Source organism: Pseudonocardia hierapolitana (genome assembly GCF_007994075.1).
Taxonomy (GTDB): Bacteria; Actinomycetota; Actinomycetes; order Mycobacteriales; family Pseudonocardiaceae; genus Pseudonocardia; species Pseudonocardia hierapolitana.
Genome location: NZ_VIWU01000001.1, coordinates 6,556,194 through 6,581,744 on the forward strand (window position 1 = coordinate 6,556,194; position 25,551 = coordinate 6,581,744).

Below are 25,551 nucleotides of genomic sequence, written 5' to 3' on the forward strand. Positions count from 1 at the left end.
TCCCGGTCGCCGGGCCCGCTCTGCGCCACGTGCTGCGCAACGCCCGCGCCGGCGTCCCGCCGACGCCCGCCTGATCCCCGCACCACCGTCACCGCACCCTCGTCCAAAGGAGGACACATGAGTGCGCCACCCTCGACCGACCTGCAGCGCCTGATCGACCGCCACGGGGTCGGCCGCCTGCAACGACGCGTTCTGTTGCTGTGCGCCGGGGTCCTTCTCCTCGACGGCATCGACATCGCGATGGTCAGCTACCTCGCGCCCTCGCTGATGGCCGATTGGGGCCTGTCCAAGGCCCAGCTCGGGCCGGTGGTGACGAGCGGGCTGGTCGGTCTCGCCCTGGGGTCGTTGGTCGGGGGCCCCCTTGCCGACCGGCTCGGCCGCCGTCGGATCATCATCGCCTCGTTGGTGTTCTTCGGGCTGATGTGCGCGGCCACCGCTCTCACCACCGACATCTGGTGGTTCTCGATCCTGCGCGTGCTGACCGGGTTCGGGCTCGGCGCGGCGATGCCCAGCTCGACGACCCTGGTCTCGGAGTACGCCCCGTCGCGACGTCGCGGCGTGATGATGGCGATCGCCTACTGCGGCGTGACCCTCGGCGCCGCGCTCGCCGGGTACTTGACCAGCGCGATGGTGCAGATCGCGAGCTGGCACTGGGCCCTGATCGTCGGTGGTGTGCTGCCGCTGGCCTACGCCGTCGTCGTGCACCGGTGGCTGCCCGAGTCACCCAAGTTCCTGGCCCGGCGCGCCGATCGCGCGGACGAGCTGGCGGTCCTGGTGAACCGGATGCTGCCCGAACCCGTCCCGGCGGGTACCCGGTTCACGCTCGACGAGCCGTCCACCGGCGCCGGAGTCTCGGTCGGAGGGCTCTTGGCGAGCCGCTTCCGGTTGGGCACCGCGACCATCTGGCTCGGGTTCGTCGCGGCCTTCTTCATCATCTACCTGGTGAACAGCTGGCTGCCCATCCTGTTGACCGACGTGGGCTTCTCGCTGACCGCGACGGCGACGATCGGTGTGCTGCTGCAGCTCGGTGCCACGATCGGCAACTTCGGTATCGGCTGGCTGATGGACCGCTTCGGCCTGCACCGCACCGCCGCCGTCGGAATGGCCTGTGCGGCCGTGATGCTGGTGCTGATCGCCGTCGCCCCGCCGACGATGGTCGTCGTCGGCGTCCTGATCTTCCTCCTCGGGGTGTTCCTCCACCCTGCCGGCACCGGCTTCCCCATCCTGTCGGCTGCGTTCTACCCCACGGCGATCCGCGCGACCGGGACGAGCTGGGCCACCGGGATCGCGCGCATCGGGGCGATCGGCGGCGCTGCGGCGGGCACCCTCCTGGTCGCCCTGGGACTGCAGTACCAGCAGGTCTTCCTGGTCCTGCTCGTGCCGGCGGCCGTCACCATCTCGGCCGTCGTGCTCAAGGGTCGGGCGGCGCGCACGCCGAAGGCCACGTCCGACGACACCCGTGACCGGCGACCCGAGCCCCTGACCGCCGACGAGCCCGTGTGACCCTGTCCGCGCGGCCACCGTCGAGTTCGAGGACGGGGCCGCGGGCACCCTGGTGGCGCCCGACAGCGGCGCGTCGCCCCAGGCAACTCAGATCATCCGACCGTCCCGAATGGGGAGGCCCTGTGCCCGTCGCCTACGCGTCGCCACCCGCACCGTTCACGCTCGGTGCGATGTGCTTCCGTGACCGCCCGTTCCCGCAGATTCTCGCCGCGGCATCGTCCGGGGGCTTCCCCGGGATCGGGCTCACGGTGGGCCAGTGCGTTTCCGCGCTGGAACGGGGGATCCCGCTCGAGGAGATCCCGAAGCGCCTCGCCGACGCCGGACTCACGCTGGCCGAGTTCGAGCTCGTCCGGCTCGGCGACAACGGCCCGACGCGCCACGCGAACGGCCTGGTCGAGGAGCTCATCGAGACGCTTCGCCCCGACCGGGTGCACACCGCGGCCTTCACCGGCGACCTCCCTGCCGCCGCGGACCGGTTCGCGGAGCTGTGCGAACGGCACCCGGACACGCTGATCGCGGTGGAGTTCATGCCGTACTCGGTGGTGCGCGACCTCCCCGAGGCCCGGCGTCTCGTAGCCCACGCCGGTGCGCCCAACGCGGCGATCGTCCTGGACATCGTGCACTTCTTCCGCTCGGGCAGCGCGGTCGACGAGATCGACGCCGACTGTCTGCGTGACGTCGCCGTGGTCCAGCTCTCCGACGTGTCCTCCCGCCCCGGAGTCGACCTCGCGCGCGAGGCCCGCCACCTCCGGACCTATCCGGGCCGGGGCACCCTCGACACGGTCGGCTTCCTGCGCCGTGTCCGCGAGTCGACCGCCGAGCTCCCGCCGATCAGCGTGGAGCCCGTCTCCGACGCCCTCGAACGCCTGCCGTTGGAGGTCGTCGCGGAGGAGATCGTGTTCTCCACGCTGGGCGTGCTCGAGCAGTCCGCCCGGTCCTGAACCACCACAGCGGAGACGAGAGCGACGATGCCCGAGACATTCGTGTTGATCAACGGCGCCTGGCACGGCGGCTGGGCGTGGCGGCCGGTGGCCCGACACCTCCGAGCAGCGGGCCACCGCGTGCTGACGCCCACCCTGCCGGGCCTGCACGACGGCGACGATCCGACGGACCTGCACCTGTCGGACGTGGTCGACGCCGTGGTGGACCTCGTCGAACGGGAGGACCTGCGCGACGTGACCCTCGTCGGCCACAGCTGGGGCGGCTACCCGATGACCGGTGCCGCTCACCACCTTCGGACACGCCTGCGCAAGCTCGTCTACTGGAGCGCCTTCGTCCCGGCTCGCGGCCGCTCGCTCCACGACGAGATCCCGCCGGGGTACCAGGAGCTGTTCGCCGACCTGGCAAGGGCGTCCGACGACAACACCGTGGCGCTGCCGCTGGACGTGTGGCAGGCCGCGTTCGTCCACGACGCGCCCGAGGACGTGCAGCGGGCCCTCCACGAGCTGATGGTGCCGCACCCGTACCAGTACTTCACCGAGACCGTCGAACCACTCGACGCCGCGGCCGGGATCCCGGTCGCCTACGTCCTGAGCCGTGAGGACATCGCACTGCCGCCCGGCGAGTACGGGTGGGACCGCTTCGCCGAGCGGCTCGGCGTCGAGCCGCTCGTCGCCCCCGGAAGCCACGAGGCCTGCTTCACCGCGCCGGAAGGTCTCGCACACGCTCTGTTGAAGGCCTGACGTGCGTACCGTCCCCGCTGCGGCAGCCGGGTCCCGGAGGTCGGGGTGTGCTCCGCACTCACGCACGCCCGTGCGGTCGACCACCTCTGGCTGCTCCTGGACGGAACAGGGCTCATTGCATCGCCGACGCCGGCGTCGGGCGCACTCGGGTCACGACGGTGCGGTCCGTGAGCAGCAGCTCGCCGACCGTCGGGCCGATGCGCTCGCGCCACTCGGGGTCCTCGTAGACGGCGGCGGAGCGCCCCACGCGGTCGTCCTCGTCGTCGAACCGGCGGATCCAGACGTGGCCGTCCTCGTCCTCCTCGTCGATGAACGAGGCGATCACGGTCATCCCCTTGGCCTGCTGGAACGGGAGGACGACGTCTTCCATGTAGCGGACCCAGTCGTCCCGACGTCCGGGGCGGGCCCGGTAGCGGCGAATCTCGTAGAACATGGTGGTCCTCAGGAGTCGAGGGTCAGGACGATCTTGCCGCGCGTGCGGTTCGTCTCGCCGAGGGCGTGCGCGATGGCGGTTTGTTCGAGGGGGAAGGTGCGTGCGACCTCGACCCGGACGTCGCCGGCGTCGATCAGTTCGGCGATGCGCGCGAGCGCGGCACCGTCGGGCTCGACGAGGAACGAGGACGCGTGGCCGTTGATGGCCTCGACCGCGGCGGCGAGCGCCTCGGACACCCCGCCGGGCACGGCGACGATCGACCCGCCCTCGCGCAAGGTGGCGACCAGCCGCAGGTCCTCGCCCCCGCCGACCAGGTCGACGACGCTGTCGATGTTCTTGATCAGCGATTCGTACCCGGCTTCGTGGTAGTCCACGACCTCGTTCGCGCCGAGCTCGCTCAGCCACTCGTGGTTCGCAGTGCTCGCGGTCGCCACCACGTGCGCGCCGAGATGGCGGGCGAACTGGACCGCGAAGTGGCCCACACCCCCGGCCGCCGCCGTGATCAGGACCCGCTGTCCCGGCTGCACGTGCAGGGTGTCGACGAGGATCTGCCATGCCGTGAGCGCCGCCAGCGGCACCGCCGCGGCCTGCGCATCGTTCAGCGAGGTCGGTGAGTGGGCGAACTGTCGCGCCGGCGCGGTGACGTACTCGGCGTAGCCACCTGCTGCGCGCGGGAACCACGGCATGCCGTAGACCCGGTCTCCCACGGCCAGGGTCGTGACACCGAAACCGACCTCCTCGACGACGCCGGCCACGTCCCAGCCGAGGACGAAGGGCGGTTCGCCGAGGACTCTGGCCATTCCGTGTCCTTCCCGGGTCTTCCAGTCGACGGGGTTCACCCCGGCGGCGTGGACGCGGACGAGAACCTCGGTGGGCAGTGGCACGGGCCGCGGGAGCGTCTCGACGGCGAGCACCTCGCCACCACCGAGGCAGTGCTGGACGACTGCACGCATGGCGTTGATCTGTTCGGGCATGCGTCCAGCCTCGTCCGGCTCGAGAACACAGGGCAGTGGCTAGAAGGACATCATGCGTAACATTCCGGCCATGTCCCATCGCGTCGCCGTTCTCGCTCTCGACGGGGTGATCCCGTTCGACCTGGGTATCCCCGCCCGGGTCTTCCGGGAGGCCCTCGATCGGCACGGCAGGAACCTCTACAGCGTGTCCACGTGCTCGCTCGGCGGGCGACCCGTGCGCACCAGCCAGGACTTCGTCGTCACGGTGGAGCACGACGAGCGCCTGCTCGCACGGGCGGACACGGTCGTGATCGCGACGCAGGAACCGACGCCCGAGTTGCTGGCCACGGGTGCCCTTCCGGACGAGCTCACCGCGGCGCTCGCCCTCGTCCCGCCGTCCAGTCGCATCGTCAGCCTCTGCACCTCGGCGTTCGTGCTCGCCGCAGCGGGCCTGCTCGACGGCCGGTCCGCGACGACCCACTGGACACTGTGCCGAGCGTTTGCGGACCTCTTCCCGCAGGTATCGGTCGATCCCGACGTGCTGTTCGTCGACAACGGCCAGGTGCTCACCTCGGCCGGCGGTGCCGCGGGGATCGATCTGTGCCTGCACCTGGTCCGGCGCGACCACGGGGCCGAGGTGGCCAACGGCGCGGCACGGCGGTGCGTCGTCGCCCCCTGGCGGGATGGCGGCCAGGCCCAGTTCATCGACCACCCGCTGCCGATCGACCCCGAATCGTCGACCGCGGCCACCCGGACCTGGGCACTGGCCCACCTCGACGAGCCGATCGGCCTGCTCGACCTCGCGCGTCACGCGAACATGAGCGTGCGGACCTTCTCCCGCCGCTTCCGCGCCGAGGTCGGCGAGACCCCGGCCCAGTGGCTGATCCAGCGACGGGTCGACGCGGCGCGCCGCTTGCTCGAGACTTCCGACCTGACCGTCGACCAGATCGCCACCGTCGCCGGGTTCGGCAGTGCGACGCTGCTCCGCAAGCACCTCCACGCCACGATCGGACTGTCGCCGGGCTCATACCGCCGGACCTTCACCGCGCCCGTCGGAACCGGTCACGGCCGGCACGAGGCGAACGGTCAGCGGCCGTAGGGGAGGAGCGACTCGCCACGCGCGGGTCTCGCACATCGTGCGGATCGTCTTGTCCAGCGTGACGACGTGGGTGCCGTCGCCGTGCAGCGCCATCGGGGCGGCGTGGATCGCTTTCGGATAACCTGGCCGCCGCCCGGAACGGGTGACGAGCCGAGGGGGACGCGCTGCGATGGGTGAGCCGAACACACCACCGGTGGTGGTCGACACGACGATCCCCCAGGCGGCGCGGTTCTGGGACTTCCTGCTCGGCGGCAAGGACAACTACGAGGTCGACCGCGAGGTCGGTCGGGAGGTGCTCGGGATCTTCCCGCAGCTGATCGACTCCGCGCGGGCGGATCGGGGATTCCTGGTCCGCGCCGTCACGCACCTCGTGCGCGACGCCGGCATCCGGCAGCTGCTGGACGTCGGCACCGGCCTGCCGACGGTCAACAACACGCACCAGGTCGCGCAGGCGATCGCCCCGGAGTCCCGCATCGTGTACGTCGACAACGACCCGATCGTGCTGGCGCACGCGCGTGCTCTGCTCGTCTCCACCCCCGAGGGAGCCACCCAGTACCTGCACGCCGACGTGCGCGACTGGGAGACGATCCTGCGGGACGCAGCCAGCACTCTCGACCTCACGCGCCCGGTGGCGCTCATGCTGCTGGGGATCATCAACTACGTGCTCGACGACGACGTCGCCCACGACATCGTCGCCGGCCTCGTGGACGCCCTGCCCTCGGGGAGCTACCTGGCGATGTCCCATCCAACGGCCGAGGTGCACGCCGAGGCGATGGCGGAGTCGGTCGCCTACTACAACGCCAGCGGTGCTCCACCGATCAGGACCCGCAGCCGGACGGAGCTCACCCGGTTCTTCGACGGCCTCGAGCTGCTCGACCCCGGTGTCGTGTCCTGCTCGTTGTGGCGCCCCGACGGGAGCGAGCTGGGGGACCCCGTCGAGGTGACCCAGTACTGCGGGGTCGCGCGGAAGCCCTGACGGGGAATCAGGACCGCGCTGATCGCGGTGAGCGCGGCCATGCGCGTGGACGTGGGCAGCCCGTACGGATCGGGATCCGGGTCGGCGGTGCCGGCCCGGTGGTGGTCAGCGCCCACCACGGCCTCCGGTGCCACCGGCCATCGAACGGTAGATCACGAACAGGTCCGGCAGAGTCGCATCGTCGACGTCCGGGTTCGGGGGCGACGTCTCGTCGAAGCCGGGGTGGATGCGCAGCCACCCGGACCGGTCCGCCAGACGAGCGGCCGCGTCGGCGAGCAGCGCGCGCACCGGACGGTCGAAGGCCGGCGCCTCGGTCAGGTCGACCAGGAGGTGGCGGACTCCGCCGATCAGCAGCGCTTCCACCCGCTCGCGCAACTCGGCGAGGCTGTCGGCGTCCGTCGCGGCGCCGATCATCCCGATCAGGGCGTGTTCGCGATCGGGCCAGACGGCTCGGATCGTCACCGCGGGCACGTCCCCCACGTCCGGCGCGGGTGTGGCGGCCGAGGGGACGTGATCGAGCGGAGTCGTTGTGATCATGCGCTCGACTCCCTGGTTCGTGGGCCTGTACTGCCGAGTCCCTGCCGCTGCTGGTGATCCGAACGCGATCCGCAAACGGCCCGGGACGTCATTTAGCCCTTCATCGTTGATCCGCGCAACCCCTGCCTCGCTTCAGCGTTGCAGGCCCTCTTCTCGGGACGGGAAACATGATCGGATCCGGATCTTCCTGGCTGGGAGTCCGTTCCCACGCCCTGAGATCTGAACCGACCAGCAGCGGCTCGCTATTGTGATCTCGCCGCCGCGTGAGGTACTGATGTCGGGGCGGGAAGCGGCGCCACGACGTGAGGGATCGAGGGTGACTCGCCGCGGCAACCTGCGAGTATGCGCCGCGAGTACACAACGACGGATACGTGAGCGGAACGTGACGGCATGGTGGTCCGGCCATGCGGCCCCGCTCGGCCGACTGCAGTCCAAGGATGATTGTGGGCGCGATCCCACATTGACGGGACCTCGTGAATTTGACGCTCCGTACACGCTTGGTGGGCCGGGCGCGCTCGTTGCGCGGCTGACGGCCGCGATTGCACCGCCGCACCCGGAATGACGCAGATTCGTGAACATCTCATCTGATCGAGTCGCTTCAGGCCGATTTGCAGGCGGGCACTACGGCGGGCCAGGACGATGTGTCACGCGACTGGCTTGGTCCTGGGGCGACGCCCACGCGGTGGTCGGGCGCATCGGAGTTCAACCACCAGAGGAAGCAGGCCGGCGAGCACCGAGCGCTGACCGAACGGCTGATGGAGTCCCGCGCTCGAGGGCGGGATCAGCGATCGCCTCGGAGTCGACGAGCACGATCCGGCCGGGCGCGATGGAGACGACTCGCGCAACGGGCGCGGCCGTCATCGGGGAGAACGGGTGTTCCGCCAACCGCCCATCGGGTGCTGGTGCCGTGCCGCCGGCGCGTCGCTGCTCGTCCGCAGCCCGATGTCACTGCTCTCCGGGCCGGACGAGCCCGCTCTCGTAGGCGATCACCACGAGTTGGGAGCGGTCGCGGGCGTCGAGCTTGCTGAGGAGGCGGCCGACGTAGGTGCGCGCGGTGTCGGGGCTGATGTGCAGGACGCTTCCGATCTCGGCGTTCGAGCGACCGGCCCCGACCTGGGCGAGGACGTCGCGCTCACGGTCGGTGAGCTCCTTGAGGCGCTCGGGTTGCGCGGCGGCGGATCGGGCTGCCGCGGCCAGCACGCGCCGGGTCACGGCGGGCGAGAGGAGCGCGTCGCCGCCGGCGACGATGCGGACCGCGTCGCGGAGGGCGTCGGGTGCGGTGTCCTTGAGCAGGAACCCCGCCGCACCCGCGCGGATGGCCTCGAACAGGTACTCGTCGTCGTCGAACGTGGTCAGCATGATCACCTGGACGTCGCCGAGCGCCGGGTCGGTGAGGATGCGCCGGGTGGCCTGCAGCCCGTCGGTCCCGGGCATGCGGACGTCCATGAGCACGACGTCGGGGCGGTGGGTGCGCACGACCGTCACCCCGGTCGCCCCGTCGCCGGCCTCGCCGACGATGGCGATGTCGGGTGCCCGCTCGAGGAGAGCGCGCAGCCCGGCGCGGACGAGGTGCTGGTCGTCGACGAGCACGACGCGGATCTCGCTCATCGGGCCGCCCTCCTGAGGGGCAGGTGCGCCTGCACGCGGAAGCCGCCTCCATCCAGGTTGCCGGCGTGCACCGTGCCGCCGAGCAGGGCGACCCGCTCGGTCATGCCGCGCAGACCATGACCGTGCCCGGCGGGTTCATCGGCCGGTGCACCACGGCCGTCGTCGCAGACCTCCAGGGACAACCCCGTGGCGGACGCGCGGACCGAGACGGTGACCCGAGACGCGGCGGCGTGCCGCAGCGCGTTGGTCAGCGCCTCCTGCACGACGCGGTAGGCGGTCGTGCCCACGACCGAGGGAACTCCGCTGACGTCCCCGGTGAGGTGCAGATCGACCGGCAGCCCGCTGCGGGTGACGCCGTCGGTGAGCGTGCGGAGCCGGTCGAGCCCCGGCGGCGGTTCGCGGGTGCTGGGGCCGCCGAGCCAGGTGCCGAGGGTGGCGCGGAGTTCGGACATGGCGCTCCTGGCCGCATCGCCGATGGCCGTGACCGCGCCGCGGACGTCGGCGGTCGAGCCGCCGTCGATCGCTTCCGCTGCCACGGCGGACTGCAGGGTGATCACCGACATGGTGTGGCCGAGGGTGTCGTGCAGCTCGCGCGCGATGCGGATCCGCTCGATGTCGACCTGGCGGGCAGCTTCCCGGCGTCGCTCCTCCGCCGCCGCAGCGGCCTGCCCGGCCATCTGCGCCCGCAGGGCGCGCCGGCTGCGCATGGCGTCGCCCAGCGCGATCACCGCGAGCATGAGGACGGCGTCCGAGCCGAGGGCCAGCCCCACGACGTAGGCGACGTCGTCGCCCTCGATCAGCCGCGCGGCCAGCGAGACCAGGAGCAGAACCGCCGCGATGCCCGCCGCGGCGAAGGGTCGGCCGTGGTCGGCAGCGGCGAACAGCACCGCCGCCACCGGAACCGCCAAGCCGATCGGGGGCAGGTCGAGCAGGTAGTAGCCGACGAGGCCGGCCGCGGTCGCGGCCAGCGCCCACAGCGGCCACCGGCGGCTCGCCAGCACCAGTGCGCCGAAGCCGGCCGCGAACGCGTACGCGAGCGCGGCCCGGCCGACCGGCCCGGCATCGGTGACGACCGCGGCCCCCACGAGACAGGACACCGCGATGGCCAGCAGCGCATCGGAACGGGTGGGACGGCCGGCTCGCACGATGCCGCAGGTTAGCGCCGCGGACGCCGTCGGCGCTGTCGCCGAGACGCGTGACTCCGGGCGCTCGGCGTACGTCGAGAAGCGATGCCTCGGTCGCCCCTCCGGGGGCTTGTGCGCTCCGGTGGCGTCGCGCGGGTGTCGCTCGGCGGCCGGCGGTGGCGGGGCCCGGTTACGTCGAGGAGCGACACGTGGTCGCGCGGTCAGGAGGCAGTCGGGGTGGGGTGGGCGGACCTAGCGTCGGTCGGGTGATGGCGGCCCCCAGTGGGTCGTCGAGGACCGATGACGAGAGGAGACGCGAGGGGGATGTCGCGTACGAGGTGGACCACGGTGGCGTTGATCGTGCTGGTGTGGGCTTCGATGATGTCGTTCGGCGGGGTGGCCGCCGAGACCGTGATGTTGTATCCGAACATCTTCGGCGACGCGCCGGCGTCCTTGGACCGGGCGCGGGAGTTCCTGGTCGCGGGGGGTCCGAGTGACTACTTCCCGCCGCTGGGTGCCACTGTGGTGCTCACGTGCCTGGCGGCGACGGCGTTCACCTGGCGGGAGCCGCGGCTGCGCTGGTGGATCGTGGCGGCGGCCGCGGTGTTCATCGCATGCGAGTTCTTGTTCTCGGTGCTGTTCTTCTGGCCGCGCAACGAGATCATGTTCGTGGATCCGGTCGGTACCCACTCCCCGGAGTACCTGCGTCAGGTGGCCCAGGAGTTCGTGGCCGGGCACTGGGTGCGCTTGGCCGGGGGCGCGGTGACGTCTGCGTTGGCGTTCACCGCGCTGCTGCGGTGGGTCGGCCGGACCGCGCCGGCCAGCACCGAGCGCCGCGAGCGCGCCGGGACCGTCGAGGGACTGCGGTGAGCCGGGCGACGCGGGTGCTGGGATTCCCCTGGCCGGTGCTGATCGGGCTGGCCGCGCTGGCCGCCCCCCGGGTCGTGCTGCACGACCTCGGCCTGATCGAGGAAGGTTCGTTCGTCAACGGGCTGCTGGTGTTCGTCCCACCCGCCTCCTGGATCGCGACGGTGCTGTGGAAGCGCCCCCGCCGCCCGTTCGCCACCGTCGTGGTCATCGGCGCGATCTACGGGGTGTTCCTCGCCCTTGGCCACCAACTCCTGTGGGACACCGCGTTCGGCGGCGACGCACCCGCGTTGGGCGGCGAGCTCGCCGGCACCGGCCCCGCCGTCGAGGACGGCACCCTTCGCACCGCCGCGGTGATCTCCAGCCTGGTCACCGGCACCCTCGTCGGCGTGGTCACCGGCGCCATCGCCGTGCTGCTGTGCCGCCTGGTGCCCGCCATGCCCGCCGACGGCACCGACATCGACGACACCCGGGATCGCCGGGGCGCATCCGGTGTTGACGCCCTGCTCCGCCCACCCGGTTCGAGGCGTCCTGGGATACCGCATGCTCCCGGCGACACTGACGATTCCGTCTCGTAGGCGCACCGCAGAGTCTGCACGCGACCCGAGCCCGACCTCGGGCACCCGCGATCAGCGCCGGCAGGGCGTAGCGGACAGCGCGACGCGGCTCGGTCGACGGACCCGATCCCAGTTCCCGGCGTACCCGGGCGCCAGCGCTACCTGCCCAGGCGCAGCGCGGCGATCCCGTCTCAACTGGTCAGATCACGTGTCCCGCGACGCGTCTGTCGGCGGCTTCTGGGCGGGCGGCGCTGGGTCGGCAGCGCCTCGGCTCGCCAGTGCGCTGCCGATACCGATGGCGGTGGCCACCGGCCATTCGATCACTCCGGCGGCCGCGGTCGCGGCCAGCCCGCCGTAGAACAGCATCGACTTGCGCGAAGGCGGTTGCGAGGGCAGCAACGATCGGACTCCGCGTGCGGCGGCCTGGAGATCTTCGCGGGTGGGGGTGCGCAGGTCCGGCATCCGGAACTGCGCCGTGACGAAGGGGAGGTTGACCGTCGCCGAACGATGGCCTTCGAAACGTCCCTCCGCGGGGTGCTCCGGGCGGATCTCCTCGGCCGGTGCGCTGTCCCCGCTTGCCTCGGCTTTGCTGCCTGCCTGCGCGCGAGCCGGCGTCGCGGTGCCGCCGTTGCGTGCGTCTGCGTTCCTCGTCTTCCCGGCCACTGCTCACCTCGCTGGGCCCGATCCATGGATCGGTTCGAGGTATGCCCGAACGGCCGGGATTCAAACCCAGGTGGATCAGGGAATCCTGCCGGATCGTCTGCAACCGGATGCGAGTCTCGGGGACGGGGTAAACGTGCGCTACGGATGTCCTCCGCGCTAGGAGTTCCGGTGGCCCTACCCCGTTTCACCGACGTTGCCCGCTCGACGGCCGGGGCGGCGTTGACCGTCACCGCGACCGGTGTCGGGTTGGCGGCGGGCCTGGTGGCCGGCACGGCCAAGGTCGGGGTCCGCGCCACCCGCGCCGCCGCCGGCGCGACCGCGGCCGCGGCCGGTGGTTCGTTGGGGCTTGCGCGGAATGCTGCGGTCGAGACGGTCCGGTTCGCCGGCACCGTGGTGACGGGGGCGGACCCGCTGGCCGATGACGGGCTGGAGCGGGCGGCGGAGGCCGCCCGAGGCATGTTCGAACCGGCGGAGGAGCGGCACCACCGCCGGGTCTGGGTCGACGGCGGTCACGCGCACGTCGAGCTCGCCGAGCCGGCCGTCGCGGCTGACCCGGAGGTCCGCCGCACCTTGCGGAGGCGGCTCGAGCGGCTGGAGGGCGTGGAGTGGGCGACCGTCAACGACGTGGTCGGTCGCGTCCTCGTCGCGTTCGACCAGCGGCGGGTCCGGGTGGAGGACGTCGTCGGCGTGGTGAGCTCGATCGAGCAGGCGCGCGGGGGGCGGCAGGTCTTCTCGCGCCACGACGAGCACCCGGCCGACCTCGAACCCCTGCTGGCCGCGCTCATCGCAGCGGCCGTCGACACCGCGGCGATCGGGGTGGCCTTCGCGGGCAAGGTCCTCCCGGTGCCCGCGCTGACCCGGCACGCGACCCTGGTGCTCGCCCTGGCGGACTCGCAGCGCTGGATCTCGAGCCGCGTCACGGAGCGGATCGGGCCGGTCGGCACGGACCTCGTGTTCACCGGCGCGAGCGCCCTGCTCCACGCACTCACCCAGAGCCCGACGGTCCCGGCGCTCAACGCCGTCGCGGCCATCGAGCGGGCGCTGGAGACGTACGCGCGCCGCGACGTCTGGCGCCGCCTGGAGCCGGAGCTGTGCCGATCCGACCTGGCCGACGAATCCGATCCGATCGCGCCGCCGGGGGAGCGGCCGGTCCCGCTGCTGCCGGGACCGGTCGAGTCGTACCAGTCCCGGCTCGGCCCGACGTCACTCGCGGCCGCATTGGGCGTGCTCGCCCTGACCCGCGCGCCGGCGAGGTCCGCTGATCTGCTCAAGGCCCTGACCCCCAGGACGGCGACGCTGGGCCGGGAGTCGTTCGCGTCGGTGCTGGACCTGCTGATGTGTCGGCGCGACGTGCTGCCGATGGACGGTTCCGCCTACCGCCGCCTGGACCGGATCGACGCCGTCGTCGTGGACAGCGACGCGCTCTGCACCGGCCCACCGATCGTGGCCATGGCGAGCGCCGAGGTCGAGGGCTGGGACGACCCGGCGATCTGGACGGCGGCGGCACGGCTGCTCGACAGCCCCGACCGCGGGGACGGGACCCGGTTGGGCCCGCCGGAGGAGTCGCCGGACGCACCCGGTGGCGAGACCAGGGCCGTGCTGGACGGCGACCGGCGGGTCGGGACGGCGGTGATCGCGGCGGAGCTCGACCCACGCGCCGAGGCGCTGCTCAAGGCGGCGACCGGTGCCGGCCACCGCCTCGTGCTCACCGAGCACGTCGGGACGCGCGAGCTCACCGGCCTCGCCGACGAGGTGGCGCCCGCGGACGAGCCGCTGCTGGCGACCGTGCGCCGCGTGCAGACGGAGGGGCGGGGCGTGCTCGTCGTGTCCGCAGTGGACGGTCCGGCGCTGATGGCGGCCGACGTCGCCGTCGCCCCGGTGCGGGCCGAGTGCGCCCCTGCGTGGGCTGCGGACCTGGTGGCCGGGGCCGGTCTCGTGGACGCGTGCCGCATCGTCGCCGCGACCGAGGTGGCCCGCGACATCAGCCGCCGGGCAGTGAGCGGGGCGATCACCGGCAACGTGCTCGGAACGCTGCTCGCCGCGGTCGGCGATCCGCGCCGCGGACAGAAGGAAGCCCCCACGCCGGGCAAGATCGCGACCGTCGCGATGATGGCCTACGGGACGTGGGCTGCGCTGCGGCTCGACGCCCAGCCCCCGGCCCCCGCGACCGTGCACACGCCCTGGCACGCCCTCGAACCCGAGCAGGTCCTCCGCCGGCTCGCCGATCGGCGCCCGGAACCCGACGAGGTGCAGCACCCGCCGTGGCCGTTCGTGTCCACGCTCCCCGTCGTCCACTGGCCCGTCGGCTGGCCCGTCCGCTTCGCCCGCACGGTCGCGGCCGAGCTGTCCGACCCGCTCACGCCGATCCTCGGTACCGGGGCCGGGGCCACCGCGATCCTCGGTGAGTTCACCGACGCCGTGCTCGTCGGTGGGGTCATGGTCGGCAACGCGCTGATCAGCAGCCTGCAGCGGCTGCGCACGGAGACGGCCCTCGAATCCCTGCTGCTGCAGCAGGAGACGGTCGCCCACCGGGAGGGCGACGGGGGGCGCGAGGACGTGCCCGCCGGTGACCTGCGGATCGGGGACGTCATCCTCGTCGAAGCCGGGGACGTGGTACCCGCCGACGCCCGGCTGCTGGAGGCGTGCGACCTGGAGGTCGACGAGTCCAGCTTGACCGGCGAGTCGCTCTCGGTCGCCAAATCGTCCATGGCCACGCCGGGAGCCGACGTCGCGGACCGCACGTGCATGCTCTTCGACGGCACGACAGCGGTCGCAGGCACCGGGCGGGCCGTCGTGGTGGCGACCGGGGAGGCGACGCAGGCCGGGCGGGCCACCACCGCGGCCGGAACGGCGCCACCGCCGGTCGGCGTGCAGGCGCGGCTCGGTGAGCTCACCCGGGCCGTGCTGCCGGTGACCCTCGCCGGGGGCGCCGTCGTGGCCGCGCTCGGCGTGCTGTGGGGGCGGCCGCTGCGCGAGGCGATCGGGGCGGGCGTGGCCATCGCGGTCGCCGCGGTGCCCGAGGGACTGCCACTCGTGGCGACCGTCGCGCAGCTGGCTGCCGCGCGTCGGCTGTCCAGCCGCGGTGCGGTCGTGCGGAGCGCCCGGGTACTGGAGGCTCTCGGCCGGGTGGACAGCGTGTGCTTCGACAAGACCGGAACGCTGACCGAGAACCAGTTGCGCGTGGTCCGCCTGGTGCCGGCTGACCAGGACGACGCGATCGGGGAGGACGAGCTGCTCGGGCTCGCCGCCGCGGCCGTCGGCAGCGGGGACGACCAGGCGCACGAGACGGACCGAGCGGTGCTGGAGGCCGCGTCGGAACGCGGGATGCTGGCGGCGGACGAGCCGGACCGCACCCTCTCGTTCGCTACCGGGCGCGCCTTCTCCGCCGCCGTGCGGGACGGACGGCTCGTCGTGAAGGGTGCCCCGGAGGTGGTGCTGCGGCGCTGCGATCGAGTGGGTGCCGCTCGGAAGCGGGCGAAGGAGCTCGCCGCCGAGGGGTTGCGGGTGCTGGCGGTGGCCGACCGTGAGGTCGGCCAGTGCCCTGACGACCTTGAGGAAGCCGCGCGGAAGCTGCGGCTGCGCGGGTTCGTCGCCCTCGCCGACACCGTTCGTGGGTCGACGGTCGCGGCCGTGGAGCAGTTGCGCGCCGCCGGGGTCCGGGTGCTGGTCGCGACGGGGGACCACCCGGAGACGGCGAGCGCGATCGCGGCCCAGGCCAGCATTCCCGACGCCGACCGCGTCGTGACCGGCGCCCAGCTCGCCCGGGCCTCCGAGGCCGAACGGACCGAGCTGGTGCGCGGCGCCGCCGTCTTCGCCCGGCTGTCGCCGGAGCAGAAGGTCACGTTGGTGGCGGCGCTGCGGCGGGCCGGGGCCACACTGGCGATGACCGGTGACGGGATCAACGACGCGGCCGCGATCCGGCTGGCCGACGTCGGCGTCGCGGTGACGAGTACCGAGTCGCCGGCCGCGCGCAAGGCCGCGGACGTGGTGCTCACCGACATCGACCTGACCCGCCTGGTCGACGCCATCGGCGAAGGGCGGGCGATGTGGGCGAGGGTGCGCGACGCGGTGTCGGTGCTCGTCGGCGGGAACGCCGGAGAGATCGCGTTCACGGTCCTCGGCACCGCGTTCGGCGGGCGGTCCCCGCTCACGACCCGGCAACTGCTGCTGGTCAACATGCTCACCGACATGTTCCCGGCGCTGGCAGTCGCGGTGGCCGCGCCTCGTCGCGCAGCCGCGGGCGGTGAGGACGACGGGCTGCTGGCCGCGCATCCGCTCAGGGACGTCCTGCTCGCCGGCCCGCACCGCGGCTTCACCCGCTCGGTTCGGGAGATGGTGCTGGTGCGCGGCGCGGCAACGGCGGCCGGGGCCAGCGGAGCGTGGGCCGTCGGCCGGCTCACCGGCACCACCGCCCGGGCCAGCACGATGGGGTTGGCCGCACTGATCGCCAGCCAGCTCGGCCAGACCGCGTGGGCCGGTCGGCGCAGCCCGCTGGTCGTGATGACCGCCGCCGGATCGCTCGCCGCGCTCGCCGCCGTCGTGCAGACGCCCGGGGTGAGCCGGTTCTTCGGCTGCAGACCGCTCGACCCGCTCTCCTGGCTGGTCGTCCTCGCCTGGGCCGGGACGGCGACGGTCGGAGCCGAGGTCGTACCGCGCCTGGTGAGCGCGTGGCAGACGCAGGGCGAGCCACCCCGCCCACTGCCCGCAGGCCCCGAAGGGCCTCCGGACACGACCGCGGTCGAGCATCGCGACCTGCCCGGTGTTGCTCACAACGGCGAGCTCAGTCACTGAGCAGCCGCGCTGGCCGACGCTGGTGGTCGAACCTCTGGCGTAGCCGGTCAGGCGCGGGTGTCAGCGGCTCCGGCGCGCTGGCCGTCCGGGACCGATGGTGCGCGGAGGTGGGTCGCGTCGGATCGCCGCCGCACTATGGTGCAGGAATGCCTCGGGAACGTCTGGTGGTGATCGGTGGCGATGCCGCCGGGATGAGCGCCGCCAGCCAGGCTCGCAGGCGGCGGGATCCGGGCGATCTGGAGATCGTCGCGTTCGAGCAGGGCCGGTTCACGTCGTACTCGGCGTGCGGGATCCCGTACTGGATCGGTGGCAGCGTCGGCGGGCCGGACGAGCTCGTCGCGCGCAGCCCGGAGGAGCACCGCAAGCAGGGGATCGACGTGCGGATCCGCACCAGGGTCACGGCGATCGATCTGGATTCCCGCACGGTCCACGCCTGCGATCTGGAGGCAGGCCACGAGTACGACGAGCACTTCGACTGTCTGGTCTACGCCTCCGGCAGCGTGCCGATCCGCCCGCCGATCCCGGGCATCGATGCCGCAGGCGTGTTCGGCGTGCAGACCCTGGGCGACGGCGCGGTCCTGCGCGACGAGCTCGACGACAGCGTGCGTCGGGTCGTCATCATCGGTGGCGGCTACATCGGGCTGGAGATCGCCGAGGCGTGCCAGGTCCGGGGCCTGGATGTCACCGTTGTCGACAAGGCCGCTACTCCGGTCGGCACGTTCGACCCGGATATCGGCTCGTTCATCGCCGACGCCGTCCGTGGCATGGGCATCTCGATGATCCTTTCTGACGGGGCAGCGGAGATCGAGACCGGCAGTAGCGGCCGGGCCGTCGCGGTGCACACGGAGGCCGGCCGCAGGTTGCCCGCCGACCTCGTCGTACTCGGCCTCGGCGTCCGGCCGAACGTCTCCCTGGCCGAGGAGGCCGGGATCCCGCTGGGCACCTCCGGCGGTATCGCCGTGGACAACCGGATGCGGACGCAGGTCGAGGGCGTCTGGGCCGCCGGCGACTGCGTCGAGTCGGTCCATCGGCTGTCCGGGCGGCGGGTCGTCGTGGCCCTCGGGACGCATGCCAACAAGCAGGGCCGCGTCGTCGGCATCAACATCGGCGGCGGATACGCCACCTTCCCCGGGGTCATCGGCACCGCCGTCACGAAGGTGTGCGATCTCGAGGTGGCCCGTACCGGCATGTCCGAGGCTGAGGCCGACGCGGCCGGGTTCTGCTATCTGACAACCGCCGTGGACTCCACGACCCGCGCCGGCTACTTCCCCGGCGCCGAGCCGATCCGCACGAAGCTGCTCGCCGAGAAGCGCACCGGCAGGCTGCTCGGCGCCCAGATCGTCGGGCGGGAGGGTGCCGCGAAGCGGATCGATGTGCTCGCCACCGCGATCTGGAACGAGATGCATGTCGACGAGATTCTGAGCCTGGATCTGTCCTACGCGCCGCCGTTCGCACCCGTGTGGGATCCGGTGCTCATCGCCGCACGCAAGGCGTTCGAGACCGTGGAAGCCGACAGCCGCAAGTGAATGACCGACACCGCCTACTGGAACCCGTCGCCGCGTGGACGCGCTTCATCTACCCCACCTACCCCGTTGACGAGCGCGATCGCCATGCCGAGCCGGGACGCCGCGTCGCTGGGGTCACTGGCGCAGGCCTACCTCCTTCAGGAGCGGCATGACGTTGTTCCCGAAGTACTCGAGCTCCTCGTTGTAGTCGATGAGCCCGAAGATCATGCCCTGCATGCCGGCCTCGTTGAGGGCGGCGAGCTGCTCGGTGACCTGCTCCGGCGTGCCGACGACGGGGTAGCCGCCCCAGCCGGCGATGAAGCGCTCCTGCATCTTCTTGACCGCGTGGTCGAAGGACTGGCTCGCGCCGGAACCAGCGATCTTGATGACGTTGCCGGCGGCCCCCCAGTCGCCCTCGTCGACGACCTGCTGGAAGGCGCGCTTTGCCTCGTCCTCGGTGTCGCGGCACACGACCAGGCCGTATGTCATGACCTGGATCTCCCGCTGGTAGTCGTCGCGGGCCTTCGACCGCACCTTGTCGGTGTAGGCCCTGATGTTCTCCAGTGTGTCGAGCGAGGCGAAGTTGATGTCGACGTTGCGGGCGGAGAACTCGATACCGGCCGGCGAGTTGCCTGCGTTGAGCAGCGCCGGGCGGGGCGCCTGGTGGGGCTTCGGGTACGCCTCGAGCAGGGCGCCCTGGAAGTGCTCTCCGTCGACCTCGAACGAGCCGGGCTCGGTCCACAGCCTCGTGACGTAGTCGATCCACTCCTGGCCGAAGGCGTAGCGCTCGTCGTGCTCGCGCTGCTCGCCGCCGAACATCTCCATCTCCGGTGGCACCCATCCCATCACGAGGTTGAGCGCGAACCGGCCCCTGGAGATGTGGTCGATCGTGGTGGCGGCCTTGGCGGCGACGATCGGGTGCACGGTGGGCAGGTGGGAGGTCGCGGCGACGCCGATCCGCTCGGTCGCCTCGGCGATGCCCGCGGCCCAGGTGTAGGTCTCGAAGCAGTTGCCGTTGAAGTTGGTGGAGCCGCCGAACCCCTTCCAGCGGGCCACCGGCACGAGCACGTCGAAGCCGATGCGGTCGGCGCGCTGCGCGATCTCCTTGGTGTGCTCCCACGTCACCCGGTACGACGACGGGGCGTGGCTCATGATCAGCCCGTACGAGCAGTTGATGCCGAACAGCCCCAGCTTCATCTTCTGGTCGCCGAACAGCGGGTTGGTCTCCCTGCGGTCCTGCAGGGGGCGGGTCTCGCTCGCGGGGCGCGGGGCCGTGGGGGCGAGCCCGAGGCGCTCGTTGGCGGTCGCGGTCATGGTCGTCTCCTTCGACGAGGGTGCTCAGCCCAGCTGGAACGGGTCGCGGGTGCCGCCGGTGAGCTCGACGAACACGGACTTGTTCTCGGTGTACTCGTTGATCGCGTCGATGCCGTTCTCGCGCCCGATGCCGCTCGCGCCGAAGCCACCGAACGGCATGGCGGGGGACACCACGCGGTACGCGTTGATCCACACGGTGCCGGCGCGGAGCTTCGCGGCGACGCGGTGGGCCCGGTGCACGTCCTTGGTCCAGACAGCGCCGGCCAGGCCGTAGGGGGTGTCGTTGGCGAGCTTGAGGGCCTCGTCCTCGTCACGGAAGGTGTAAGCGGCGAGCACGGGGCCGAACACCTCCTCGCGGACGATGGTGTTCTCCGGGGTCACGTTCGTGACGACGGTGGGCTTGACGAACAGGCCCCCGCGCTCGGCGTCGGGCTCACCGCCGCAGGCGAAGGCGGCGCCCTCGGCGGCCGCGCCCTGCAGGTAGGAGAGGACCTTCTCGTACTGCGGTCGGTTGGCCACCGGGCCCATCTCGGTCTCGGCGGCGGTGGGGTCGCCCAGCTTGATCGTGTCGGCACGGGCGACGACCTTCTCGATCAACGCGTCGTGGACGGCGGCATGCACGATCAGGCGCGAGCCCGCCATGCAGGTCTGGCCCGTAGCGGCGAAGACACCGGCGACGAGGCCGTTGGCGGCGGCGTCGAGATCGGCGTCGGGGAAGACGATCTGCGGCGACTTCCCACCCAGCTCCAGGGTGACGCGGTTGAGGTTCGCCGCCGCGGCCTGCGCGACCTTGGCACCTGTCGTCGTCGAACCGGTGAACGCGATCTTGTCCACGCCCCGGTGCGAGGCGAGCGCCTCACCGGTCGCGCGGTCCCAGCCGGTGACGACGTTCAACACGCCCGCCGGGAGTCCCGCCTCGTGCAGGATCTCGGCGAACACGACGGTAGAAGCGGGGGAGTGCTCCGATGGCTTGGCCACCACCGTGCAACCGGCGGCCAGCGCGGGAGCGAGCTTGAAGGTCAGCAGCAGGAGCGGCGAGTTCCACGGCGTGATCGCGCCGACGACGCCGATCGGCTCGCGAGTGGTGAAGCCGAAGTAGTTCGGGTTGACCGGCGGCACGGTGCGACCCTCGACCTTGTCGGCCAGCCCCGCGAAGTAGTAGTACCACTGCGGCAGGCTGTTCAGCTGGCCGAGCATCTCGCGCAGCAGCTTGCCCGAGTCGTTGACCTCCAGCCGGGCCAGCCGCTCGGCGTTCGCGGCGATCGCGTCCCCGCACCTGCGCAAGGTCGCGGCCCGCTGGAATCCCGTCATCTGTCCCCACTCGCCCTCGAAGGCGGAGCGGGCGGCGGCCACGGCCTCGTCGATGTCCTCCGGACCGCCATCCGCGAGGCGCGCCCAGGGCTGACCGGTGTAGGGGTTCTGCGACTCGAACGTGCGGCCCGAGCGGGCGTCGACCGACTTGCCGCCGATGAAGAGCTTCAACTCTTCCAAGGATGTCGTCATTGATCTTCCTTCCGTCCGACCTTCGTCGCGCCGACCGCGCAGTGGATGGAGGCTGACCATAGGAACGGCCCGACGCCCGTCGATAGCCGCGGAACGCAGCGGCAGAGCCGTTCCACGCGAGCCGGACCTCGGACATCAGCAAGCCGAGCCCGCGCTCTCCGGCTGGCGCGGTGCGCTCATCGGCTGTTCAGCGCCTGCGCGGGCCGCATACTGTGGCCTACCTCTCGGGACGGCGGCGCCGGCTCGTGCGGGCCGGCGTGGCCGATCCCCGGACGAGCGAAGGCGGGACGGGCGAGAACGCGAGGAGGCGGCGGGCCCATGAACCCTTCGACGACATCGGGCCCCGCCGCTCCGTCAGCTCGGCTGTCGAGGTACTCGATCATGGACACGCGCAGCCTCGAGGAGGCCCGCGACGTCGTCAGCCGCGTGTATCTCGACCACGCGCTGTCGGCGCCGGAGGATCGCCTGGAAGCGACGCTCAACGCCGCGTCGAACCGCCGGTTCACCATCGGCTACCTCACGTACCAGTCCAGCGCGAAGCTCGTGATGCCCCCGACCGAGAACTGCTACCACATCAACCTCACCGTCGAGGGACGCACCGAGGCCCGCCGAACAGACGGCGCCCGTGCGACGACCCGGGCCATGTCGAGCGGCCTCGTGCTCCTTCCGGACCAGGAGACCACCGTCCGGTGGTCACCGGATGCCGGGCAGCTCATCCTCAAGATCTCCCGGGAGAGCTTGGAGGGCCACCTCAGCGAGCAGCTCCACCTGCCGGTGAACGGGGTGCTGGACTTCGACTTCGGGATCGATCTGACGACGCCCGCCGGGAGCTCGCTGCTCGCCTCGGTCGAGTTCTTCGCCCGTGAGTTGAACCGACCCGGCGGGCTCGCCGACATGCCGATCGCCCGCGAGCAGCTCGAGGCGTTCGTGATGACTCAGCTGCTGCACGCCGGCCGGCACCAGTACACCGACGCCCTGGCCGCTCCCGCCGATCCAGTCCGGTCGGGCCGGCTCCGACCGGTGATCAGCTACATGGAAGAGCACGCCGACCAACCACTCAGCCCGCAGGAGCTCGCCCGGATCGGCTGCATGAGCGTCCGGACCTTGCATGCGACCTTCCAGCAGGAGCTCGGCGAGTCACCCATGAGCTACCTGCGTCGCATCCGACTCGACCACGTTCGAGCCGAACTCCTGCGATGCGACCCGAGGTCGACCCGGGTCACGGATGTCGCCCTGCGGTGGGGCTTCTTCCACCAGAGCCGGTTCGCGCAGCAGTACAGGGGACGGTTCGGTGAACTGCCGCGGGAAACGCTGCGTAGCCGGAGCCGGTGAGGTGCGCACCCTCCGGGCCGCTGCGCTCTGTGGCTACGTGACGGCTGCGCGCGGATAGCTCGTGCCGGGTCGGCACTCGTACCGTCGCAGCACCCCGATCGTTCCACGCCGAGCCCGGGGCCAACGCGACCGTGAGGAGCCGACGATGCCGCACTCCATCGGGGACCCGAGCGTCCACGTCTCCGGGCTGCCGGGGACGTCGGCGGTGCAGTGTGCGGTGGCGGCGTTGGCGGCGGGCCTGATGGTGGTCGTCATCGATGATGCAGATCGGGAGAACGAGGGGGATCTGGTGCTGTCCGCGGGGTCTGTGACTGCGGAGCAGGTGGCGTTCGTGGTGGCGCACACGACGGGGATCGTGTGCGCGCCGATGCCGGCCGAGCGCGCGGATGTGCTGGGGTTGGGGTTGATGGTTGCCGAGAACACCGACGCGCACGGCACGGCGTTCACCGTCACCGTCGACCACACGAGCACCGGGACGGGGGTGTCGGCGGCCGACCGGGCTGCCACGTTGCGGGCGTTGGCCGATCCGGCCACCCGCGCCGAGCAGCTGCGCCGGCCAGGGCACGTGTTCCCGCTGCGAGCCCGCGAGGGTGGGGTACTGGCCCGGGCCGGGCACACCGAAGCCGCGGTGGACCTGCTGCGCCTGGCCGGCCAGGATCCGGTCGCAGTGATCGCCGAGATCGTGGCAGCGGACGGCTCGATGGCCCGCGGTCGGACACTGCGGGCGTTCGCCGACGAGCACGACCTGCCGATGCTGGCCATCGCGGATCTGGTCCGCTACCGGCGCGCGACCGAGCGGTTCGTCGAACACGTGGCCACCTCGGCGATGCCCACGGTGTTCGGCGAGTTCCGGGCAGTGGCCTACCGCTCCACCATCGACGCCACCGAGCACCTCGCCCTGGTCCACGGGGATGCCGCCGCCGCCTCCCGCAGCCCCCGCGGCGCGTTGGTGCGTGTGCACAGCGAGTGCCTCACCGGCGACATCATCGGCTCGCTGCGCTGCGACTGCGGGGCCCAACTCGAACAAGCCATGCGCGCGATCGCCGCCGAAGGCGCCGGCGCCGTCGTCTACCTGCGTGGCCACGAAGGGCGCGGGATCGGGCTGGCCCACAAGATCCGCGCCTACGCCCTGCAGGAAACCGGCCTGGACACGATCGACGCCAACACCGTGCAGGGCCTGCCCGTCGACTCCCGCTCCTACGGCACCGGCGCCCAGATCCTCACCGACCTCGGCATCACCCGGCTGCGACTGATCACCAACAACCCCGCCAAACACGGCGGTCTCGACGGTTACGGCCTGCACATCCTCGACCGCGTCACGCTGGCCACCACTCCCAGCCCCCACAACATGCGCTACCTGCGCACCAAGCAAGAACGCATGGGCCACGTCCTGGTGCTGAACGAGCACACCGGCTGACAGCCGGTCACCGCGCCGACGGCGCGGTGACCGCGTAGGCGCCACGGTGGAACAGCAACGGTTCCCGCGTCTCGTCCGCTGCGAGGTCGTGCACCCGCCCGGCGACGATGGTGTGGTCGCCCCCCGGGTACTCGTGCTCGAGGGTGCAGTCGATCCAGGCGGCGACCCCGTCGAGGACGGGAGCGCCCGAGGGAGCGGGCCTCCACCGGACGCCCGCGTACTTGTCGGTGCCGGAGCGGGCGAACGCGGTGCTCAGGTCCGAATGGTCGGCAGCCAGCACGTTCACGCAGAACCTGCCGACCTCGCGGATCCTCGGCCAGGTCGTCGAGGTCCCGGCAGGGCAGAACGACACCAGCGGCGGTTCGAGGGACAGCGAGCTGAACGACTGGCACGTGAAGCCGAGTGGCCCGTCCGGTCCGGATGCGGTGATGACCACGACACCGGAGGCGAAATGGCCGAGGACCGCCCGCATCCGGGCTCCGTCGACCGGACGTGCCTCCTGTACCCCGTCGTACGTGCGTTCGGTCATGGACGAACGCTAAGTGGAGTGCGGGCGGGCCAGATATCCGCGAACCGCGCGGGCACAGCCTCAGCGCGCGACCGAACGTCCCGTCACGCCCTGCCGGACGTTCGCCGGGCCCGGAGCGACCGGGTCCAGCTGTGCTCGGAGGCCCGCTGCCGGAAGCCCTCAGCGGTCGGCTCGAGCGGACGGCGCGTCGAAACGAGCAACCCGATGTTCCGGTAGTGCCGGGGCACGATCGGCACCTCGGCGGAGCCGGCAAGGGGTCCGCCGTGGCGGGCGGGCAGGACCGCGATCCCGACACCCGCGGTGGCGAGCCCCCGCACGGTCTCGACCTCGTCGGTCTCGAACCCGTAGCGCGGCCGGACCCTGGCCGCGCCGAACAGCTCGTCGACCCTGCGACGGAGGGCGATCCCCACGGAGAGCCCGACGAAGGTCTCGTCGCGGCAGTCGTACAGGCGGACCGACTCGCGGCGTGCCAGGCGGTGATCGGCCGGAACGACGAGGACGAACGGCTCTTGGAAGAGCTCCGTCGCGACGATGTCGACGTCGCTCTCCCGCACCGAGCTCATGGCGATGTCGATCGTCCCGTCGTGGAGCTTCTCGATCAGCTCCTCGTGAGCGGCCTGCACCAGCGCCAACCGGACGCGGGGCCGCGTGGCGCGGTAGTCACGCAGGAGTTCGGGAGCTCGGCTCGCTCCCATCGTCCGGAGGAAGCCGAACACGACCTGGCCCCGCCCCGGGTCGGCGGCTTCGTGGGCTCGCGCCACACCCATCGCCAACGTGGTGTGCGCCGACCCCACGGACTCGGCGAGCGCGACGCCTGCCCGGGTGAGTTCGATCCGCCTGCCGACACGGTGGGTGAGCGCGACACCGACCGTCCGGCTCAGCGCCGAGAGCCAGCGCGTTGCGGTGGGCTGGGGCACGCCGACCGCCTCCGCCGCGGCGCTCAGGTGACCGCGCTCGGTCATGGCGTGCAGCAGCATCAGCCTCGGCATCAGATCCGACGCGACGGTCGACGACGGCGAGAGCATTCCGGCATCGTACTTCGCCTTCGACGCGCCAGTGCGAACTCGTGGCACCCGCGACATCCGATCCGGAACAGCGGGGTGACCAGAACTGAATAGGTGATCTTCGTTCGTGAATACGAGCAGGCGGTGACGTACG

21 protein-coding genes are annotated in these 25,551 nt (G+C 71.9%); 11 read left to right on the forward strand and 10 right to left on the reverse strand.

Annotation, left to right across the window (positions count from 1 at the left end):
- Positions 1-117: 117 nt before the first annotated feature.
- The 3 genes from FHX44_RS31095 (at position 118) to FHX44_RS31105 (ending at position 3,185) form a co-directional block, all read left to right on the forward strand.
- Positions 118-1,503 (forward strand): MFS transporter, encoded by a 1,386-nt coding sequence (locus tag FHX44_RS31095; protein ID WP_147259035.1) that lies wholly within the window; start codon positions 118-120, stop codon positions 1,501-1,503.
- A 122-nt stretch (positions 1,504-1,625) separates the two neighbouring features.
- Entirely contained in the window at positions 1,626-2,444 is an 819-nt protein-coding gene (locus FHX44_RS31100) for a sugar phosphate isomerase/epimerase family protein (RefSeq protein ID WP_212612726.1), read from the forward strand.
- Between the two features lie 27 nt (positions 2,445-2,471).
- Positions 2,472-3,185, forward strand: a complete 714-nt coding sequence (locus tag FHX44_RS31105) for an alpha/beta fold hydrolase (protein ID WP_147259036.1) — start codon at positions 2,472-2,474, stop codon at positions 3,183-3,185.
- 112 nt (positions 3,186-3,297) lie between these two features.
- Here the strand turns inward: FHX44_RS31105 and FHX44_RS31110 are convergent, their stop codons facing one another.
- Together FHX44_RS31110 and FHX44_RS31115 are read right to left on the reverse strand one after the other, a co-directional pair.
- A complete protein-coding gene (locus FHX44_RS31110; protein WP_147259037.1) occupies positions 3,298-3,618 on the reverse strand; it encodes an NIPSNAP family protein in 321 nt (106 codons plus the stop codon).
- An 8-nt stretch (positions 3,619-3,626) separates the two neighbouring features.
- Positions 3,627-4,592, reverse strand: coding sequence for an NADP-dependent oxidoreductase (locus FHX44_RS31115; protein ID WP_147259038.1), 966 nt, complete (start codon positions 4,590-4,592; stop codon positions 3,627-3,629).
- Between the two features lie 70 nt (positions 4,593-4,662).
- Here FHX44_RS31115 and FHX44_RS31120 point away from each other — a divergent pair, with 70 nt between their 5' ends.
- On the forward strand, positions 4,663-5,670 hold the full coding sequence (locus FHX44_RS31120) for a GlxA family transcriptional regulator (protein WP_147259039.1): 1,008 nt from the start codon (positions 4,663-4,665) through the stop codon (positions 5,668-5,670).
- A gap of 169 nt (positions 5,671-5,839) precedes the next feature.
- Positions 5,840-6,646 (forward strand): SAM-dependent methyltransferase, encoded by an 807-nt coding sequence (locus FHX44_RS31130; RefSeq protein WP_147259041.1) that lies wholly within the window; start codon positions 5,840-5,842, stop codon positions 6,644-6,646.
- Positions 6,647-6,751: 105 nt separating this feature from the next.
- Here the strand turns inward: FHX44_RS31130 and FHX44_RS31135 are convergent, their stop codons facing one another.
- From FHX44_RS31135 to FHX44_RS31145, 3 genes are all read right to left on the reverse strand, one after another.
- Positions 6,752-7,183, reverse strand: coding sequence for a hypothetical protein (locus FHX44_RS31135; protein WP_147259042.1), 432 nt, complete (start codon positions 7,181-7,183; stop codon positions 6,752-6,754).
- Between the two features lie 945 nt (positions 7,184-8,128).
- Positions 8,129-8,791, reverse strand: coding sequence for a response regulator transcription factor (locus FHX44_RS31140; RefSeq protein WP_147259043.1), 663 nt, complete (start codon positions 8,789-8,791; stop codon positions 8,129-8,131).
- A complete protein-coding gene (locus FHX44_RS31145; RefSeq protein WP_246170684.1) occupies positions 8,788-9,936 on the reverse strand; it encodes a sensor histidine kinase in 1,149 nt (382 codons plus the stop codon). Before FHX44_RS31145 ends, FHX44_RS31140 begins: the two co-directional genes overlap by 4 nt.
- A 303-nt stretch (positions 9,937-10,239) precedes the next feature.
- Between FHX44_RS31145 and FHX44_RS31150 the strand changes: the two genes are divergently transcribed.
- Positions 10,240-10,785 (forward strand): anthrone oxygenase family protein, encoded by a 546-nt coding sequence (locus FHX44_RS31150; RefSeq protein WP_147259045.1) that lies wholly within the window; start codon positions 10,240-10,242, stop codon positions 10,783-10,785.
- The gene (locus FHX44_RS31155) at positions 10,782-11,360 is read left to right on the forward strand and encodes a hypothetical protein (protein WP_212612728.1); all 579 of its coding nucleotides are present in this window, start codon (positions 10,782-10,784) and stop codon (positions 11,358-11,360) included. Before FHX44_RS31150 ends, FHX44_RS31155 begins: the two co-directional genes overlap by 4 nt.
- 183 nt (positions 11,361-11,543) lie before the next feature.
- Here the strand turns inward: FHX44_RS31155 and FHX44_RS43490 are convergent, their stop codons facing one another.
- A complete protein-coding gene (locus FHX44_RS43490) occupies positions 11,544-12,002 on the reverse strand; it encodes a hypothetical protein (protein WP_246170685.1) in 459 nt (152 codons plus the stop codon).
- Positions 12,003-12,170: 168 nt separating this feature from the next.
- On the opposite strand from FHX44_RS43490, the gene FHX44_RS31165 reads away from it, so the two are divergent.
- Complete coding sequence (locus tag FHX44_RS31165; RefSeq protein ID WP_212612729.1) at positions 12,171-16,793, forward strand: HAD-IC family P-type ATPase; 4,623 nt, start codon at positions 12,171-12,173, stop codon at positions 16,791-16,793.
- 146 nt (positions 16,794-16,939) lie between these two features.
- Entirely contained in the window at positions 16,940-18,319 is a 1,380-nt protein-coding gene (locus FHX44_RS31170) for an FAD-dependent oxidoreductase (protein WP_147259047.1), read from the forward strand.
- 114 nt (positions 18,320-18,433) lie between these two features.
- On the opposite strand, the gene FHX44_RS31175 is transcribed toward FHX44_RS31170, so the two are convergent.
- Positions 18,434-19,612 (reverse strand): LLM class flavin-dependent oxidoreductase, encoded by a 1,179-nt coding sequence (locus tag FHX44_RS31175; RefSeq protein ID WP_147259048.1) that lies wholly within the window; start codon positions 19,610-19,612, stop codon positions 18,434-18,436.
- Between the two features lie 24 nt (positions 19,613-19,636).
- Positions 19,637-21,115, reverse strand: a complete 1,479-nt coding sequence (locus tag FHX44_RS31180) for an aldehyde dehydrogenase (protein WP_147259049.1) — start codon at positions 21,113-21,115, stop codon at positions 19,637-19,639.
- A gap of 381 nt (positions 21,116-21,496) precedes the next feature.
- Here FHX44_RS31180 and FHX44_RS31185 point away from each other — a divergent pair, with 381 nt between their 5' ends.
- Together FHX44_RS31185 and FHX44_RS31190 are read left to right on the forward strand one after the other, a co-directional pair.
- Positions 21,497-22,447 (forward strand): AraC family transcriptional regulator, encoded by a 951-nt coding sequence (locus FHX44_RS31185; RefSeq protein ID WP_246170686.1) that lies wholly within the window; start codon positions 21,497-21,499, stop codon positions 22,445-22,447.
- A gap of 145 nt (positions 22,448-22,592) precedes the next feature.
- Positions 22,593-23,864, forward strand: a complete 1,272-nt coding sequence (locus FHX44_RS31190) for a bifunctional 3,4-dihydroxy-2-butanone-4-phosphate synthase/GTP cyclohydrolase II (RefSeq protein ID WP_147259051.1) — start codon at positions 22,593-22,595, stop codon at positions 23,862-23,864.
- A 7-nt stretch (positions 23,865-23,871) separates the two neighbouring features.
- Here the strand turns inward: FHX44_RS31190 and FHX44_RS31195 are convergent, their stop codons facing one another.
- Together FHX44_RS31195 and FHX44_RS31200 are read right to left on the reverse strand one after the other, a co-directional pair.
- Positions 23,872-24,393, reverse strand: a complete 522-nt coding sequence (locus tag FHX44_RS31195; protein ID WP_212612730.1) for a flavin reductase family protein — start codon at positions 24,391-24,393, stop codon at positions 23,872-23,874.
- An 83-nt stretch (positions 24,394-24,476) separates the two neighbouring features.
- On the reverse strand, positions 24,477-25,418 hold the full coding sequence (locus tag FHX44_RS31200; RefSeq protein ID WP_170309105.1) for a LysR substrate-binding domain-containing protein: 942 nt from the start codon (positions 25,416-25,418) through the stop codon (positions 24,477-24,479).
- Positions 25,419-25,551 lie beyond the last annotated feature (133 nt).

What these genes read in the sequence shown, in the direction of transcription:
- FHX44_RS31170 (WP_147259047.1), top strand. Translation starts at nt 16,940, where the DNA reads ATGCCTCGGGAACGTCTGGTGGTGATCGGTGGCGATGCCGCCGGGATG.
- FHX44_RS31115 (WP_147259038.1), bottom strand. Translation starts at nt 4,592, where the DNA reads ATGCCCGAACAGATCAACGCCATGCGTGCAGTCGTCCAGCACTGCCTC.
- FHX44_RS31175 (WP_147259048.1), bottom strand. Translation starts at nt 19,612, where the DNA reads ATGACCGCGACCGCCAACGAGCGCCTCGGGCTCGCCCCCACGGCCCCG.
- FHX44_RS31110 (WP_147259037.1), bottom strand. Translation starts at nt 3,618, where the DNA reads ATGTTCTACGAGATTCGCCGCTACCGGGCCCGCCCCGGACGTCGGGAC.
- FHX44_RS31195 (WP_212612730.1), bottom strand. Translation starts at nt 24,393, where the DNA reads ATGACCGAACGCACGTACGACGGGGTACAGGAGGCACGTCCGGTCGAC.
- FHX44_RS31105 (WP_147259036.1), top strand. Translation starts at nt 2,472, where the DNA reads ATGCCCGAGACATTCGTGTTGATCAACGGCGCCTGGCACGGCGGCTGG.
- FHX44_RS31200 (WP_170309105.1), bottom strand. Translation starts at nt 25,418, where the DNA reads ATGCTCTCGCCGTCGTCGACCGTCGCGTCGGATCTGATGCCGAGGCTG.
- FHX44_RS31120 (WP_147259039.1), top strand. Translation starts at nt 4,663, where the DNA reads ATGTCCCATCGCGTCGCCGTTCTCGCTCTCGACGGGGTGATCCCGTTC.
- FHX44_RS31130 (WP_147259041.1), top strand. Translation starts at nt 5,840, where the DNA reads ATGGGTGAGCCGAACACACCACCGGTGGTGGTCGACACGACGATCCCC.
- FHX44_RS31190 (WP_147259051.1), top strand. Translation starts at nt 22,593, where the DNA reads ATGCCGCACTCCATCGGGGACCCGAGCGTCCACGTCTCCGGGCTGCCG.
- FHX44_RS31180 (WP_147259049.1), bottom strand. Translation starts at nt 21,115, where the DNA reads ATGACGACATCCTTGGAAGAGTTGAAGCTCTTCATCGGCGGCAAGTCG.
- FHX44_RS31140 (WP_147259043.1), bottom strand. Translation starts at nt 8,791, where the DNA reads ATGAGCGAGATCCGCGTCGTGCTCGTCGACGACCAGCACCTCGTCCGC.
- FHX44_RS31185 (WP_246170686.1), top strand. Translation starts at nt 21,497, where the DNA reads ATGGACACGCGCAGCCTCGAGGAGGCCCGCGACGTCGTCAGCCGCGTG.
- FHX44_RS31135 (WP_147259042.1), bottom strand. Translation starts at nt 7,183, where the DNA reads ATGATCACAACGACTCCGCTCGATCACGTCCCCTCGGCCGCCACACCC.
- FHX44_RS31150 (WP_147259045.1), top strand. Translation starts at nt 10,240, where the DNA reads ATGTCGCGTACGAGGTGGACCACGGTGGCGTTGATCGTGCTGGTGTGG.
- FHX44_RS31095 (WP_147259035.1), top strand. Translation starts at nt 118, where the DNA reads ATGAGTGCGCCACCCTCGACCGACCTGCAGCGCCTGATCGACCGCCAC.